We start from the raw sequence: 16791 nt of genomic DNA on the forward strand, positions 1-16791 counted from the left end.
TTGAGTTAACGGATTATGTTAACCTGAACGGCATAAATTGCTCTGTTTTGGCGACTATAAGCAAGTTCCTATAGGACACCCAAACGGCTTGATGTTGTAATACTATTTTAGCTGTGAAGGTTGCCATATGATGAGAATAAATGGCGGATTAACGATGAAATTATCGATTTTCCTGCAAAAAGACAAGTTTTCACAGGCGTAATAAGCGTGATCATCATAAGATATCTGGTACGGGAAACGCTCAAGAGCCAAATCGCCATTCTGTTCATCCTGCTTCTGATCTTCTTTTGTCAGAACCTGGTCAGGGTGTTGGGCGACGCGGTGGACGGCAATATCCCGACAAACTTAGTACTCTCCCTGCTCGCGTTGGGCGTGCCGAAAATGGCGCAGCTCATCCTGCCTTTGAGCCTGTTTCTCGGCTTGCTGATGACGCTTGGGCGGTTGTATACCGAGAGCGAAATCACCGTCATGCACGCCTGCGGGCTGGGTAAACGCACCCTGATTATCGCCGCCATGATCCTGGCGCTGCTCACCTCTGCGGTCGCGGCGGTGAACGTGTTTTGGGCCGGCCCCTGGGCCTCGCGCTATCAGGACGTGGTGGTGAACGAAGCCAAGGCCAACCCGAGCATCGCCGGGCTGGCGGAAGGGCAGTTCAAACCCTCGCAGGACGGCAACGCGGTGCTGTTTATCGGCAACGTGAAGGGCAGCACCTTCAACGACGTGTTCCTGGCGCAGCTGCGGCCGAACGGCAACCAACGCCCGTCGGTGGTGGTGGCCGAGCACGGCAACATCGTGCAGCAGAAAGACGGCTCGCAGGTGGTGACGCTCGACAAGGGCACCCGCTTTGAAGGCACCGCGCTGCTGCGCGACTTCCGCATTACCGACTTCACCGACTACAAGGCGGTGATTGGCCACCGCACCGTGGCGGCGGACAACACCGAATCCGAACAGATGTCGATGCAGACGCTGTGGGAGTCCGACGATCCGGACGCGCGCGCCGAGCTGCACTGGCGCCTGACGCTGGTGGTCTCGGTGGCGCTGATGGCGCTGCTGGTGGTGCCGCTCAGCGTGGTGAACCCGCGCCAGGGCCGCGTGCTGAGCATGCTGCCGGCCATCCTGCTGTATCTGATCTTCTTCCTGCTGCAGACCTCGCTGCGCTCCAACGCCGGCAAGGGCAAGCTGGATCCGATGCTGTGGCTGTGGCTGGTTAACGGCGTTTACTTCGCGATCGCGCTGGCGCTGAACCTGTGGGATACCGTGCCGATGCGCAAGCTGCGCGCACGCCTGAGAGGAGCGGCCTGATGTTTGGCGTATTAGACCGGTATATCGGTAAAACGATTTTCAACACCATCATCATGACGCTGTTCATGCTGGTGTCGCTGTCCGGCATCATCAAGTTCGTCGATCAGCTGCGCAAGGTGGGCCAGGGCGAATACACCGCGCTGAGCGCCGGCATGTACACCCTGTTGAGCGTGCCGAAAGACATCGAGATCTTCTTCCCGATGGCGGCGCTGCTCGGCGCGCTGCTCGGCCTGGGCCAACTGGCGACGCGCAGCGAACTGGTGGTGATGCAGGCTTCCGGCTTCACCCGCCTGCAGATCGCCGGCTCGGTGATGAAAACCGCCATTCCGCTGGTGCTGCTGACCATGGCGATCGGCGAGTGGGTAGCGCCGCAGGGCGAGCAGATGGCGCGTAACTACCGCGCCCAGCAGATGTACGGCGGCTCGCTGCTCTCCACCAAGAGCGGGCTGTGGGCGAAGGACGGCAACGACTTCATCTACATCGAGCGCGTCTCCGGCGATAAAGAACTCTCCGGCGTGAACATCTACCACTTCAACGATCAGCGCCGCCTGGAGACGGTGCGCTATGCCGCTACCGCCAGCTTCGAGAACGGCCTGTGGCAGCTTTCGCAGGTGGACACCTCGGATCTGACCAACCCGAAACAGGTGACCGGCACCCAGACGCTGACCGGCGAATGGAAAACCAACCTGACCCCGGACAAGCTGGGCGTGGTGGCGCTGGATCCGGATTCGCTCTCCATCAGCGGGCTGCACAACTACGTGAAGTACCTGAAGCAGAGCGGCCAGGAATCCAATCGTTACCAGCTCAACATGTGGAGCAAAATCTTCTCGCCGCTGTCGGTGGCGGTGATGATGCTGATGGCGCTGTCGTTCATCTTCGGCCCGCTGCGCAGCGTGCCGATGGGTATCCGCGTGGTGACCGGCATCAGCTTCGGCTTCCTGTTCTACGTGCTGGATCAGATCTTCGGCCCATTGAGCATGGTCTACAGCATGCCGCCGGTGCTGGGCGCGCTGCTGCCGAGCATGCTGTTCCTGCTGATCAGCGTGTATATGCTGCTCAAACGCAAATAGCAGGGCGAACGGTTGTGAAGAAAGGCGTGGCCGCGGGGCCGCGCCTTTTTTTTGGGGGGATCAGCCGACGCTTAGTAGCGCAATGCCGGCATCCTGATAGGCCTGCGCGTCTTCCGGCAGGCGATCCAGCACGAGAGTGTCGATCTGGGCAGGGGAGGCGAACTGCGCCAGCGAGGTGTTGCTCAGCTTGGAGTGATCGCACACCACGATCACCTGATTGGCATGCTCCACCATCGCACGCTTGGTTTCGGCCAGCATGATGTCGGCTACGCAGGCGCCCTGTTTCAGCGACAATGCGTTGGTACCCATAAACGCCTTGTCGATGTTCAGCGTATCCAGCAGCGAACGGCCGTTGATGGCGACCGCGCAGTGATAACCCTTTTTGACGATGCCGCCCAGCAGGATGATCTGGATCGATTCGACGTCTTCCAGACTCTTGGCGATCATGAAATCGTTGGTGACCACGGTCAGGTTGCGGCGCTGGCGCAGATGGCGGGCGATCTGCAGGGTGGTGGTGCCGGTGTCCAATACGATGATGTCGCCGTCTTCCACCAGGCCGGCGGCCAATTGACCGATTTGCTCCTTGGCGCTGAGGTTCACCTCTTCACGCTGATCGGAACCGACCTCGAAGCTGGCGCGGGTGCGCAGAATGGCGCCGCCGTGGGTGCGTGTCAGCATACCGGCGTCTTCCAGAATGCGCAGATCGGTGCGGATGGTGGCGCCGGAGACGTTAAAGCGCGAGCTCATTTCCCCCACGGAGAGCTTGCGCTTCTCCTTGAGAATGGCGAGGAGTTTTTCCTGGCGCTCTTCTGCGAACATGCTCACTCATTCACTCCTGACAGGCACAATGGACGTGCGGCTAATATACCCCGCGTATCGGCGGCAGGCAAAGCGCTTGCCGGCTGCCGCTGGCAATATTCCACCGGGCGTTATCCGTGCAAGATGCGAAGGTTACGGCGTGCCGATCCTTTTTGGTATAGTCTACCCAGCGGCGTATTGGGTAGGGGGCAGGCAGTTAATGGAATATGAAGAGAATATCAGTCACATTATCAGCAAGCATCTAGAAGCGGCATTAGGTGATTTCGGCGAGCTTATCTGGGCCTACGTGGTGTTATCCAAGAAAGATATGTCATGTATCTTTGGCGTCACCAATTATCCCGGTGAATGGGTAAAGCAATATAAAGAGCAAGGGCTGCAATATACCGATCCGGTAGTCATTACGGCGCTCAATCGCCTGACGCCTTTTGCCTGGGATGAGAATCTCATGGCCGGCGCCGGCTTCCGTTTTTCTGAGTTGTTCGAGCAAGCACGCGAATTCGGCGTAGCCGACGGCTATACCTTCGTGTTACATGATTTTAATAATAATCTGGTGACCCTTTCCTTTACCCTCGCAGCCGAGCGCAAGGCGGAAATCATGCAGATGCTGAACCAGCATAAAGGCGATATCTCGTTGCTGCTGGCATCGACCCATGAGATGTATTTAACGCTGACTTCACTGTCGGAAAAAAACACCGCACGCCAGGAAAAAAATGCCCGTTTTACAGAGAGAGAAAACGAGATCCTCTATTGGGCCAGCGTGGGGAAAACTTACCAGGAAATGGGCATAATCCTGGGGATCAAAACCTGCACCATCAAGTTTCATATGGGTAACATTGTCAAAAAGTTGGGGGTGGCGAATGCCCGGCATGCTATCCGTTTAGGGATGGAACTTCAGCTGATTAAACCGGTGAGGTAATTAGAACGCAGGCTCGTCGCTCAACGGCCAGGCGTTTAGCATGTGCTCGTCTTGCGTATTCAACTTTTTGAATATTCTGCTTTTTAATGTCTCCTGACTCTGACGATCAACGTGGCCCAACAGCAAATGAACGGGCTCGTTCTTTTCCGACATGCCTGTCTTCAGCAGCGTGACATTCCAGCCGGAGCTTTTGATGATATGCAACATCGGATGGCTGGAGACGGCCAGTATGCCGTCATAGCCGTGTTGCCGCGCATAGTTGATCAGGGACAAGAACAGCGCCAGAGTCACAGGAAACCGGCGGCCCAGCAGTGACTGGGTTCTTTCTTTATCGACGAAAAAGCGTGTGGACTCGATGAAATTCCCCTCTGGAATGACGACGTCATGAAAGAAAGAGGAAAATGCGCTGTTCAGCATATTCTTGTGTTTCATATCAATCATCCTGGTACCACAAACTATCATGTTGTCCTTTACGCCAAATATATAGTTTGTCTTATCATTATCAAACTCATCCAGCTCCTTGCCGTCTGAACAGTTCACGGCCCATTGCAGTCTATCTTTAAAGACGTTTTTCCTTAAAACATAAAGATCTGCTGATTTTTCGGTGCTCATTGATGCGTAGTTGGTGCTGTAAATATTAAACATAATGTTACCTTTGAATAAATTAAGAGAAATAACTTTATCCAGTAACATCAGAGAAGTTTCACTACGAGCATGCCGGTGCGTGAGAATGATAAGGCTTTTTAAGCGATCGGCGCTAACCTTATTATGCCGTGTGGCGAGACAGTTTCAGGGCAATGGGACGGTGAACAAAGCAAGTCAGCGAGATTGAACGCCCTGGCCTATAAGGCAAGAGAGGATTTCAATTTGCTCCTTGGCTGCCCGGCGTTATCTTTCGTGGCGAAATATTAACCGGTTATTTTATAATGAATGGTGTTTTCATTATTTTAATAGTGAATTGGTGATATTTTATTACTGGAGATTTCCCGATAAGGCATGACTTTGTCATCCGGCAGAGGAATAAGCGTGTAAAGGGCAGCTGGAGTGATGTCCCAGGGCCTGAACTTCTACAGAAGTTAAATTCATCTTAAAAAATATCTGATAGAGATCACATTATTTTGATGACAGAAACGGTGCTATTTCGTGATGGTTCTGCGGGTATTTTGGGTTTTTGTGTGAAATGAGCAGCGTGTGGTGGTCGTGGTAGAACGCCGTGGCGGCTGAGATACAGAGTGAAAAATAGTGCTGGCAGCCGATTTCCGCTATGTGAAATAATAACCTAACTGACCTAATGAAGGTCTAGTAAGGTACTATACTTTAGTCTAACTAGCTTCTAACTCCCTAAGGCGATACACTTTTCTGGTCAGTTCTCGACGAAAAAAACATAAAAAAAACCTGACCTCGTAGGGTCAGGCTGCCAAGATCGGCCAACACCAGGGAAAATTTTCTTACACCATCTTAAAGCTATCAACTCAGCAGAGGCAAGTGTTCTCTGCTGGTTTTTAGCTTTGGGTTGCTGTTTTGTTACGTATGCACGCTATTTTCTGTTGGTTCCAGATAAAATCCCCTCTCAACAAATAACATCTCTCTCCTGACAACCCCGTTCCCATTGGCTTATTCCAGCCATGACTGCCATAAATGAAAAAATATTGTTCCTGGAATGTTGCGCAAACTCACTCTTTATTGGCTGACACATGGGTATGCAATTATTTGCAGTATTGCCATTGCGGCTGGGGATTATTTTTCGCTGTCTGGTAGGGTGATTAAGGAAATGTTGGCGATGGCCGATAAGGTGCATGGCTATGGCGGTAAAGGCTCGTGAGCTGACAAAAAAGCGAATGAGGCCTGATGGCTTATAACCGCCATCGGGCCTTGTGCTACGTGGGAAGAAACATTACAGCGGTTGGCTGAACTCCACCCGCTCACCGTCCGGCCCGGCGATCATCAGATAACGCACGCCGTTGGCACCGCTGGGCTGCAGCGTCGGCCCTTCAATCACCGGATACCCCAGCTCCGCCAGCCAGCGTTGCGTGGCCGCCAGATCGGTGACCCGCAAAGCGATATGGTCGATACCATAGGCGCTGGCGGGGCGAGTCAGCCCTTCGTCTGTTAACTGGTATAACTCAAGCGTTAGCTCACCCAACTGCAAAAACTGTACGGCGACGGGGCCGCCGAGCGCCAGCGTTTGTCGGGGTTCGAAACCGAGTGAACGATAGAAGCCGGCGGCTCGTTCGATATCGGAGCAGCGCAGACCGACGTGCATCAACCCGTTAATCCGGTGTGCCATATCAAATCCCCTTGCGCGCGCAGTAGAAGCCATAGAAGGCGACGTAGGCGAAGCAGACCAGCGGTACTGCGAAGGCGATCTGCATATCGCCGCCGTTGAGATCGGAGATGATGCCCATGATTAACGGCACCACCGCACCGCCGATGATCGACATCACTACGATCGAACCGGCCACCTGAGTTTCTTCGCCCAGCCCTTTGATCGTCAGGCCAAAGTTGGTTGGCCAGCACAGCGCCATGCAGAAGTTGACGCCCATGATCGCCACCACCGCCAGCAGGCTTTGGATGTTGACGGCCAGCAGCAACAGCAGCACGCATACCGAACAGAACACGCCGAGCAACCGCGCCGGGCTGAACTTTTTCATCAGCGCGGTGGTGACCACCTTGCCGGCCGAGTAACAGACCAGCGTGGCCAGCAGCCAGTAGGTGGCCGAATGCTCGGTTGCCCCCTGTTCAATCATTTGCACAAAACGAATGGTGAAACTCCACAGCCCTACCTGCGCGCCGACATACAAGAACTGCGACAGCACCCCCAATCGGAAGCGCGGCAGCGCCAGCAGGATCTTCAGCGATTGCATCAGCGGCTTGCTCGCTCCCTGGTGCGAGCGTTGGGTTTTGCAGGCGGGGAATTTCACTGCCACGAAGATCAATGCCAACACGATCAGCACGCTGCCGATGATCAGATAAGGTGTGACCACCTGCGACACCATCTGGGTGCGTGCCGCTTCGGCCGCCGCCGGCGGCATTTGCAGCAGCTCGGCGTGGCTGGGATCGTTTTTGCCGAACACCAGCTGCTGGCCGATCAATACGCCAAAAATGATCCCCAGCGAGTTGAAGATCTGCGAGAAGTTGATGCGCTGGGTGGAGGTTTCCAGCGGCCCCAGCAGGCTGGAGTAAGTATTGGCTGAGGTTTCCAGGAACGACAGCCCGGTGGCGATCACCCCCAGGCAGGCCAGGAAGGCACCGTAGGTCATGATCTGCGCTGCCGGGATAAACAGGAAGCAGCCGAGCGCGTACAGGCACAGGCCGATTACGATCGCCACCTTGTACGAGTAGTGTTTGATCACCGCTGCGGCGGGCAGCGCCATCACGAAGTAGCCGAGGAAGAAGATCGACTGCACCAGTGCGGTTTGGGTATCCGACAGATCGAACCCCTTTTTGAACTGGGCGATCAGAATATCGTTCAGGTTGCCGGCCATGCCCCATAGGGCGAACAGGCAGCAGACCAGCATCAGCTGCAGCCAGGGCGTGGCGGGCAGATAGGCGCTGCGGTCGATACTTTCGGCCGCGGCGTGCTGCGCGATGTCGCCCTTGTTAATCAGAGAGTCGCTCATTGCGGTGTTCCTTCATCCGGAGAAAAAGAGAACGAGCTAATAACGTCAAGCTGTTCGTAGAGGGGCTGCGCCTGGCGGTAGAGCTGTTCGAACAGCTCGAAGCAGCGCAGGTAGTGTTCGTGCTGGCGCGGATCGGGAGTAAATTCGCGCTCGATGCTGACGGTGCGGCTCACCCCCTGGGCAAAACTGCTGAACAGCCCGACGCCGACCCCGGCGACGATCGCGCAGCCGGTGGTGCCGTTCTCCTGATTGCGCGTCTGCAGCAGCGGCAGGTTATAGACCGAGGCTTTGATCTGCAGCCACAGCGGGCTGCGTGCGCCGCCGCCGGAGGCGATCATTGCCTCCGGCTCCTGTGCGTGGCGCCTGAGCTGCTGGAGATTACGCAGGGAGGCCAGCGCTACGCCTTCCAGCACCGCGCGGTAGAGATGCGGCTGCCTATGCTTGCGCTGCAGGCCGAAGAACTGCGCGCGCGAGTTGGTGTGTTCCGCCAGCCGCTCGCCGGTCAGGTAGGGCAGGAACAGCAGCCCCTCGGCACCCGGCGGCACCTCGGCCGCCATATCGAGCATCTGCTGATGGCTGAGTTGGCCGGCGCTCAGCGCCGAACGCGCCCAGCGCATGGCGTCGCCACCGGCATCAAGCAGGGTAAAACCGCCCCAGGCCGAGTTGGCCAGGTGCAGGTTGTTGACGCTGGCAGAGAGCAGCGGGTGTTCCGAGACCACGGTGAGCAGCGTGGAGGTGCCGGTGCTGTCGGAGGCGATGCCGGCCTGATAGACGCCGGAACCGAGCAGGGTAGCGGCCATATCCGCCGTGCCCGCTACCACCGGTACGCCCGGCGGCAGACCGGTCACGCGTGCCGCTGCGGGCGTAATGTGGCCAATCACCTCGCTGGAAAGATGGATGGCGGGCAGCTGATCGGCGCGCAGCCCGAACTGCCGCAGCGCCTCTGGCGACCACTGCAGCGTGGCGCTGTCCATCAGGTAATAGCAGGAGGCTTCGCTGTAATCGGTGGCGCGTACGCCGCAGAGCCGGAAATTGACGTAATCCTTCGGCATCAACACCGTAGCGATGCGCTCCCACTGCGATGGGTGATGCTCGCGCAGCCAGGCCAGCTTGAACGCCGGCCAGGCGGCGGTAGGGGGATTGTTCAACAGTTCAAGCCAGGGCTGCGGCGGCTGTTGGTGGCTAAAGCGCGCCACCTGCGGCTGCGCGCGTTTGTCGTTCCACAGCATGGCGCGATCGACGACCAGCTCGCCGTCGGCATCGAGCAAGACCGTGCCGTGCATTTGCCCGCAGGCGCCGACGGCGGCGATACGCGGCCAGTATTCGGCGTAGCGCGCGTACAGCTCCTGCGTACACTGGCAGACACTCTGCCACCACAGTGAAGGCGGTTGTTCCGACCAACCGGCCTGCGGCATGATCTGCTCGTACTCGCGCTGCGCGAAGCCAAGGATTTCCCCGGTGTTGGTGACCAGCCCGGCGCGAGTGCTGCCGGTGCCAATATCAAGGGTAAGAAGTAAATCTTTCATTGTTATCACTCCCGTGGCGGATGGCGCGGGCCACCCGCAGAAGCGTGCGCTGGGAATCGCGCAGGATTTAGTTATCGTTCAGTTCCGGGAACAGGCCTGGATCCTGTTCGAGCTGCTCCAGCACGCGCTGGGTGGCCGCCGCGCTCATGCCAAAGCGGCGTACGCCCAGCCGATACAACGCGCGCACCGTGTCCAGATCGCGAATGCCACCGGCCCCTTTGATCGGGATGCGGCCACGCAACTGATCGGCGATGATCGCCACTTTCTCTACCGTGGCACCGGTCGGTGCCCAGCCGGTGGAGGTTTTCACCCAGGCCATGCCGACCTCGACCGCGATATCGCACACCCGACGGATCTGCTGCTCGTTCAGATAGTGCGTCTCCAGAATGACTTTGGCCGGCACCGGCGCGGCGGCCTTGACTACCCGGCGCAGATCTTCGCGCACATAGTCGTAATCCCCCGACAGCACCTTGCCGATGTTCACCACCATATCGACCTCGCGCGCGCCCTCGGCGATCAGCTGACGCACCTCCTGCACCTTGAGATCGGTGGTCTGCCCACCGCCGGGAAAGCCGACCGGCCCGCCAATCATCACGTCCGCCTGGCCGCGCTCCGGCAGCAGGGTGCTGAGGAAACGCGTCCAGCACGGCAGCACGTGTACCGAGATGATGCGATAGCGGCTGGCCAGCGCGGCGCAGTGGCGCACGTCTTCCTCGGTATTGGTGGCCTGCACCGCGCTCAGATCGATCAACCTGGCCATGCGTTTGGTTGTTTCATTCATTGCGTTTATCCTTCTTTTATTTTCATTTGATTTTATTTATTCACCTTATTCTCTTTCATATGGCTTTAAAATCAGCATTTGGCGAAATTGTGATCGGATCTGCGGTTTTGCTGTGAGGGGCGTGAAAGTGCGGGAGGAAGATGCGGTAAACGCCGCAATAAGAGGGTAAACGGGGATTGTGACGCTTTTTTCAACATTTAACTCATTGAATGCCTGATAACTCTTGCGCACCGATCGCGGGAAGGTATAATGCACCCGTTTTCCGCATACTACTTCAGTGCCGAAGTGGCGAAATCGGTAGACGCAGTTGATTCAAAATCAACCGTAGAGATACGTGCCGGTTCGAGTCCGGCCTTCGGCACCATTAAGTACCGCGCGAACAAGAAGCCACCGAAAGGTGGTTTTTTTGTGCCTGGAATCTGCCTGCCGCAATTACCTACCCACTTTACTCTGTATTGACGTATTTCCCATTTCAGTAAAAACCGGATCTTCCTGATGCTTTCCTAAGGTCTATCTGATTGACCTTAAAGGATAAAATGGCGTTTCATTGAACCCTTTCGGATCAAGGAGTTCCAGGATGGAGCCACAACAGGAAGGGAGCACGCGGGCGTTAACGCCGGGCGAAGTCAATCTGGCGCGTTCAGTGTTTGGCAGCACCATTTTCTATCAGACCGTATTGGTTCACTGCGACAGCTACCTGCCGTTTGGGCTACAGAATCAGTACACGGCGATGAGCCCGAATGGGGAGTTGTACTTTCGTAGGGCTTTATATCGATCTGATTTCACGGTGCATCATTTGGCACAGCACCTGTTTATCCACGAGATGGCACATGTTTGGCAGCATCAAAAAGGCATGTGGGTGCGTACACGTGGGCTTCTCAGTTGGGCGGTGAGCTATCAATATCGGCTCGATCGGTTGCTGTTGCGTGAGTATAGTATGGAACAGCAAGCATCGATAATTGCAGACTATTTCTATCTCAAGAAGTTTGGCGTTAGCGATTTTATCGGTTTATACGGTAGGAATTACTCAGGGATAGTAGACAGAAGTACATTGTCAAAATTTCAACCCATAATCAGAAGCGCAGGGCTGCCACTATGAAAAAATTCCTCTTACTCTTTATTCCTCTTTTTATCTCTGGTTGCCCTATGGGGGATAAAGTCAATTTACGCCCGGCAAAAGCAACGACTGTCGGTAGCAAGATCTGCGTTTTTGTCGATAAGAATGACATGGAAAAAGAGGAGTCCATTCTCACGGTAGCCATATGGAAGTATGGCAATGATAATTATGTCTATGAAAAGTCATATGCAAACACGCCTGTTGCATTGGAACCGGGGAAGTGCGTGCCCGGCATTGGCGAGTATGATTTTATCCCTGGTGAAGGATACAGTGTTATTGTCAGTACGCCTTTGCATCCTTATGAGGCCGGGTTTATTGTGTGGAAGCGAGGTGAAGAGGTTATGTTGGAGCCGTATTAGGTTTTAATGTGATCATGCGAGTTAGCCGCTCAGGAGTTTTGGTTGCACTGGAGAACGGACTGGCGATTTCATAAAGTGGCTTACTTTTTCAATAACTGCCGCATTGACCCGCGCTGATGAGCAACAGAGAAGATCGCCAATGCCCCGGAGTAAATTTTGCCAGGGCTACTGCATAGTCAGCACTCCGTTCCGCAGCTGGTTTACTCTTCATATAACAGTTTATAAGCTGTATTAATAATAAAACACCCTATAAGCTGTATTTTGCATTTACAGCCTGTAAGGTGTAACGTGGACAAAACAGCCTATAATCTGTACACAGCGATAAGCCAGCGAGCCGCTATTTATGAATACCGTCTATCCGTTAAAAACACTAAGCCAGCTACGTCCTTTGCTGGTGGGGTTTCGTAAAGCAAAAGGTCTGACGCAAAAAGACGTTTCGGAGAGGCTGGGCGTTACTCAACAGACCTATGCGCGCCTGGAGTCAAACCCTGCATCAGCCAGTCTGGAGCGCCTTTTTAGGGTGTTTAATGTGCTGGGGATTGAAATGGTGTTTTCCTCAGAGCTTGCCTCCCCGAGATGTGAAACGGAAGAAACCTCTACAACTCATTTAGACTCGCCTGCAAGACGGGAACAGTGGTGACGAGATGCGTCGTTCGCAACAACGGTTAGCTATCTGGATGAACGGTATTCCGGTGGGATATTGGGAAAAGCGTAGAGGTGAAGATCGGCTGGAGTATCTGCCTGAGTGGATTGCAGATAGTCAGGGGAGGCCTTTGTCGCTTTCTTTGCCTTTCACGCCGGGGAATCAGCCTTATCGCGGTAGCGTGGTGCGCGATTATTTCGATAACCTGCTGCCGGATAGCGAGGGGATCCGCCGACGTTTGGCTATGCGCTATCATGCCGAAAGTCTGGACCCTTTCGATTTATTGGCCGAACTGGGCCGCGACTGTGTTGGTGCCATACAGCTTCTCGATATCGGTGAGCAACCTGCTGATATATTTTCCATCAGGCAGCGCCCGCTGGAAGAGGCGCAAATCGCCGAAATGCTCCGCAATACTACCACGACGTTACCGGGGCGGCAGGGCCAGGATGACGATCTGCGTTTATCCATCGCCGGCGCTCAGGAAAAAACGGCGCTGCTGTGGCATGACAACCAGTGGTGTTTACCTGAGGGAAATACGCCGACCACGCATATTTTCAAATTAGCGCTAGGCCTGGTAGGAAACATGCGGGCCGATATGCGCACGTCCATCGAGAATGAATGGCTCTGCTCTCTGATTGTTGAACATTATGGTGTGCCGGTAGCAAGTACCCATATAGCGCAGTTTGAAGATCAAAAGGCACTGATCGTTGAGCGTTTTGACAGAAAACTATCAAGCGACAAACGGTGGTGGATCCGCCTGCCGCAAGAGGATATGTGCCAGGCACTGGGCGTTTCGCCGCTGAGGAAGTATCAATCAGACGGTGGCCCCGGCAATACCGATATTATGGAAATTCTGAGTCGCTCGGAACAGGCTGAAACAGATCGCAGGCGCTTCTTTAAAGCGCAGATTATTTTTTGGCTGCTGGCCGCGACAGATGGCCACGCAAAGAATTTCAGTCTTGCGCATTTACCGCAAAATCGTTACCACCTGACGCCACTGTACGATGTGCTATCGGCTTGGCCGATGATTGGCCCGGGCAATAACCAGATAGCCTGGCAGAAGTGCAAACTGGCGATGGCCGTTCGCGGGAGCAGTAACCATTACCTGCTTAGCCAGATCCGACGCCGCCACTGGATAAAACACGGTGAAATAACCGGATTAGGCCAACAGGAGGTTGAGTCCATTATTGAAGAGCTGCTGGCGGCAACCCCGGGAGTGATTGAACGTGTCATTGGACTACTACCGGATTCGTTCCCAGCCGAATTAGCGGAATGCATTTTTGAGGGTATCAGGCAGCAGTGCGCGCGGTTGGCAGGGCGATAGTGATAGTGCGCGGTGTGGGTAGGGCATGCAGAGCATGCTACTGAAGCTGATCTGTTAGTTTCTGATTATTGTAGGAAGCATCAATAATGTGTCTGGCTTCCGGTTAAAGTATTTCTCGGGTGAAAGGTTTTTGATTATTATTCCGTCACTCATCACCCTAAAGCTGAGCACCTTTGGCGAATGCTCGGCTTAGGGGTGACTTACAGGTTTATTTTAAATCAAATGTGAATTTTTATATTCATTAATAAAATCAATGTCATGTAACTCTACGCTGGTTTCCCTGCGTATGGCTAACCGCTGCCATTCTTCTCTTTCGCAATGGCGTCGATAGCCATGAGAGAGCCAATTCCAACTGCCCAGAATCACTCGTTCCCCGTCGATGATAATCAGTTTCTCGTGTGTCCCTTCCGGTAGACGAATGACGTTATCGTGACCTAACAATTCGCAATACTGTGCGACTAACGCCGGTTCGCTATCCTCATTCTGGTAGTTCTGTCGGTAGTAGCCATAGTAAACTTTCACATTAACGCCACGGCGCTGAGCCTCAGCCAATAGTTTTAGCTGCGGCGGTTGGCCAAATCCGCCTTTTTCCCCATAGCGAATCCACGGTGAAATCACGATTAACTCTTTTTCGCACATGGCAGCCTGGGCGGTAAAGGCCGCTATGTGCTCGCAATCGTGATAATAGGCCAAGCGATGCGGACTATTTTGCAAGGTATCGAACTGCGGATGCTGTGAGCCGAATTCCAGTAAGAAATCTTCCGCTACCGCATTAGCCAGTGTTTTTAAATAGCCCCCGGCTTTGACCAATCGCTGATAATTGCCAACGATAATGAATTGTTGTTTTGCACGTGAGACCGCCACGTTCAACATATTTGGCGCTTTATTCTGGAAAATTTCACCATCGCGGGCGTGATAAATTACCGGGCTATAAATGATTACTTCAAAACCTACCCCCTGAAATTGATGCACGGTGCCGATTCGGGGGGAGGAATAGTGATCCAGCCGTTTGCCAAGGCGCTGTATTAACAACATTTTTTGATTGGAATACGGGGTAACGATACCTATATCTTGTGTCAGGTCATAGCCGGCGTCTTCCAGTTTATCGAGCAACTGTTCGATGGCATCGACTTCATCCATGTTGGTATTGACCGCACTGCCTTTTTGCCCTTCGACGCTATAGAACATCAAATGATGCTCGCCCATTTCTTTAAAAGCCTCGCTAATGCGAGTTTTGGACGGTGCCGTTTCAATATTGATGCCGCGATAACCTGCTAACTTACAGAACAGATTGGCGATCGGCGTTTGGCAGCGGCGATGTTCATCCAGGACAATGCCGTTGCCAATATCGCTGACTTGTCCCGATTGCGTGCCGGCCGCACGGTGATAAGCGGTGACTGTCATTGGTGAGACCTGTTCGAAAAGTGTGTTGTCCTGAGCGAAATATTTCTCACGTATCTGGTTTTGCCCTGCTTCAGATAAATTGCGTATTGGCTCGATCTGCAGTGGGTCACCGACCACCATAGCACGCTCACAGCGGCTTAACAGGGGAACTAATGATTCTGCGGACATCATCCCAGCCTCATCGCAAAGCGCTAAATGCCATGGCTTATGGCCGTTAAGATCGTTAAGCCATTGATAGCCTGCGGCCTTGCGTGCGGAAACCAATGTGGTAGCCATTACCGGGTAAACAAGCGACAACAATCGGTAGAACTGGTCGAAGCGATCTTTCCACCAATAAAATTTTGGGGCCTTGCCATTGCCAAGCAGGCTTCGCCAGTGGCTTAACACTTCTTCCAGCTCATTTTTCCGCTTTAACTGCTCTTGCCAGAGATAACCAATGGAGGCGGCGAACATACTACGATGGGTTTTGATAAAGCGCTGACGAAGGATGTCGCACCATGAGCCTTCCGGAAAATGCGCTTGCAGTGTATTGGCCTTTTGCCGGGCGGTTTCAAGCTGTATCTGGAGAGCGATGACCGCCTGTACGTCTTCCCTCAATGCATCCAGCGCAGCGCTGTGCTGCGGGTCCGGAGCAGGTTCTTGTAGAGTGTTTAAATGGGCACATAATTCCGCGTTGTTTTCCAGCGAGTTTGTCGCCGTAACCAGTTGCGCAAGAACGGTATGAGGCTGGTCCGCCAATTTAAAATAGTGGAATTCTTCTGGATAAAAGCTTTCCAGTTTTTGACGGATTGCCATCTGGCGTGCAGAGAAAAACCGGACGAACAGGGCGGCGAGGCCCGTTTGAGGATAACTGCTGTAGCCCTGTTCCAACGGCGAACGCAGTGGGCTTGCTTGCATCCACTGAACAATCTCATTCCAGCTATGGGGCAATGGCCACGTCGCTTCTAACGCTTTCGCGTGTTTTTCGGCATCGATGCGTTTGGTATATTCGCGAGCAATGCTTTCCTGATGAGCTTCAACCTGAACCAGCAATTCCGTTAAATGCTCGGGGCCTGATGCTGCGGAACTCAATCCATGCTCGTTAGCCACAGTAGAGAGCTGTTGCAGGCGTTGCTCGAAATAGGCCTGGAACGCAGTCAGATCAGGATACGAGAGCAGGGCCTGTTTGGCTTGCTCGACGCTATCTTGATATTGGGTAAAACAGTGGAGGATTTCCGCCTGACCTGTTTTCAACACGCTGGCATGGACCGTTTGCCGTTGTTCTTCATACACTTCGCTTTGCCATGAATGCAGTAAGGCGTCCAATCGCAGTAATTCTTTATTGATTTGCTCTTTAGAGCCAGCCTGGAACCACAACCAATTCAGATCCTGCGTAAGCGGGTCTTGGCGTAAGTCGTCGATGATATTTTCAACCGCTTTAATGGCCGTTGACGTGACCAGCATACCCAGATTGACATCATCATCGTTTATCAACCGAAGCGCTCTTTCGACAATCTTTTGCGCAATCAGCGATTTAAATAACGTCGTTTTACCCGTGCCGGGGGCGCCTTGCACGGCAACCAGAAGTTCATCCTGATTAATGGCTTGGATGGCCTGCATTTGCCCATGGCCCAACGGCCAGGTCTCTTCAAAGAGGCCGCAGGTCGCGACATCCCGATAATGAACAGGATGTTGTTCGTCATGGCTGTAGGTCAAATACCGTTCCAGCGGCGGATAGTCATAGTTGTTATCGATGTCGCACAGCGCTTCGTAGTCTTTGCCGTCACTTTTCGTTTGTCCGTCGTCGTTGTGAAGCGGGGCGATGAGCAGATTGAAGCCGGATTCCGGAACGGCTATCTCGCGTCAATTATTTTGGCCGGTCGGCGACAATTAAAATGGCCGGTTCACTACGGCGCCAGTGATGCCGCCTC

Annotated in this window: 15 protein-coding genes and 1 tRNA gene; 9 read left to right on the plus strand and 7 right to left on the minus strand. The window is 54.1% G+C overall.

Features of this window, described 5'->3' with window-relative positions; genetic code table 11:
* The first annotated feature begins 207 nt into the window (after positions 1-207).
* Positions 208-1302, plus strand: a complete 1095-nt coding sequence (gene lptF / locus AC4PR2_RS13210) for an LPS export ABC transporter permease LptF (protein ID WP_019453291.1) — start codon at positions 208-210, stop codon at positions 1300-1302.
* Positions 1302-2372 (plus strand): LPS export ABC transporter permease LptG, encoded by a 1071-nt coding sequence (gene lptG / locus AC4PR2_RS13215; RefSeq protein WP_019453290.1) that lies wholly within the window; start codon positions 1302-1304, stop codon positions 2370-2372. Before lptF ends, lptG begins: the two co-directional genes overlap by 1 nt.
* A gap of 60 nt (positions 2373-2432) precedes the next feature.
* Here the strand turns inward: lptG and AC4PR2_RS13220 are convergent, their stop codons facing one another.
* On the minus strand, positions 2433-3191 hold the full coding sequence (locus AC4PR2_RS13220; RefSeq protein ID WP_049271167.1) for a DeoR/GlpR family DNA-binding transcription regulator: 759 nt from the start codon (positions 3189-3191) through the stop codon (positions 2433-2435).
* A 199-nt stretch (positions 3192-3390) separates the two neighbouring features.
* Between AC4PR2_RS13220 and AC4PR2_RS13225 the strand changes: the two genes are divergently transcribed.
* Positions 3391-4107, plus strand: coding sequence for a helix-turn-helix transcriptional regulator (locus AC4PR2_RS13225; RefSeq protein ID WP_193158605.1), 717 nt, complete (start codon positions 3391-3393; stop codon positions 4105-4107).
* Here the strand turns inward: AC4PR2_RS13225 and AC4PR2_RS13230 are convergent, their stop codons facing one another.
* From AC4PR2_RS13230 to deoC, 5 genes are all read right to left on the minus strand, one after another.
* Entirely contained in the window at positions 4108-4752 is a 645-nt protein-coding gene (locus AC4PR2_RS13230; protein ID WP_070913710.1) for an acyl-homoserine-lactone synthase, read from the minus strand.
* 1249 nt (positions 4753-6001) lie between these two features.
* Positions 6002-6394 (minus strand): VOC family protein, encoded by a 393-nt coding sequence (locus AC4PR2_RS13235; protein WP_492175203.1) that lies wholly within the window; start codon positions 6392-6394, stop codon positions 6002-6004.
* A 1-nt stretch (position 6395) separates the two neighbouring features.
* Positions 6396-7727 (minus strand): L-fucose:H+ symporter permease, encoded by a 1332-nt coding sequence (gene fucP, locus AC4PR2_RS13240; RefSeq protein WP_492175204.1) that lies wholly within the window; start codon positions 7725-7727, stop codon positions 6396-6398.
* Positions 7724-9253, minus strand: a complete 1530-nt coding sequence (locus AC4PR2_RS13245; protein ID WP_230491083.1) for a xylulokinase — start codon at positions 9251-9253, stop codon at positions 7724-7726. The genes fucP and AC4PR2_RS13245 overlap by 4 nt, the downstream gene beginning before the upstream one ends.
* A gap of 67 nt (positions 9254-9320) precedes the next feature.
* Positions 9321-10034, minus strand: coding sequence for a deoxyribose-phosphate aldolase (deoC, locus tag AC4PR2_RS13250; protein ID WP_492175205.1), 714 nt, complete (start codon positions 10032-10034; stop codon positions 9321-9323).
* 279 nt (positions 10035-10313) lie between these two features.
* Between deoC and AC4PR2_RS13255 the strand changes: the two genes are divergently transcribed.
* From AC4PR2_RS13255 to AC4PR2_RS13275, 5 genes are all read left to right on the plus strand, one after another.
* Positions 10314-10398, plus strand: a tRNA-Leu gene (locus AC4PR2_RS13255).
* 213 nt (positions 10399-10611) lie between these two features.
* The gene (locus AC4PR2_RS13260) at positions 10612-11133 is read left to right on the plus strand and encodes a type IV secretion protein Rhs (RefSeq protein WP_492175207.1); all 522 of its coding nucleotides are present in this window, start codon (positions 10612-10614) and stop codon (positions 11131-11133) included.
* On the plus strand, positions 11130-11510 hold the full coding sequence (locus AC4PR2_RS13265; protein WP_330113218.1) for a putative T6SS immunity periplasmic lipoprotein: 381 nt from the start codon (positions 11130-11132) through the stop codon (positions 11508-11510). Before AC4PR2_RS13260 ends, AC4PR2_RS13265 begins: the two co-directional genes overlap by 4 nt.
* 343 nt (positions 11511-11853) lie before the next feature.
* Positions 11854-12150, plus strand: a complete 297-nt coding sequence (locus AC4PR2_RS13270) for a helix-turn-helix transcriptional regulator (RefSeq protein WP_330113219.1) — start codon at positions 11854-11856, stop codon at positions 12148-12150.
* A 4-nt stretch (positions 12151-12154) separates the two neighbouring features.
* Positions 12155-13477, plus strand: a complete 1323-nt coding sequence (locus tag AC4PR2_RS13275; RefSeq protein ID WP_492175208.1) for a type II toxin-antitoxin system HipA family toxin — start codon at positions 12155-12157, stop codon at positions 13475-13477.
* A gap of 213 nt (positions 13478-13690) precedes the next feature.
* Here the strand turns inward: AC4PR2_RS13275 and AC4PR2_RS13280 are convergent, their stop codons facing one another.
* Positions 13691-16576 (minus strand): AAA domain-containing protein, encoded by a 2886-nt coding sequence (locus AC4PR2_RS13280; RefSeq protein ID WP_492175209.1) that lies wholly within the window; start codon positions 16574-16576, stop codon positions 13691-13693.
* Here AC4PR2_RS13280 and AC4PR2_RS13285 point away from each other — a divergent pair.
* Positions 16562-16791: hypothetical protein (locus tag AC4PR2_RS13285; RefSeq protein WP_492175210.1), on the plus strand; the 230-nt coding region annotated here is incomplete at its 3' end. The genes AC4PR2_RS13280 and AC4PR2_RS13285 overlap by 15 nt on opposite strands.

The organism is Serratia sp. A07 (assembly GCF_058725505.1).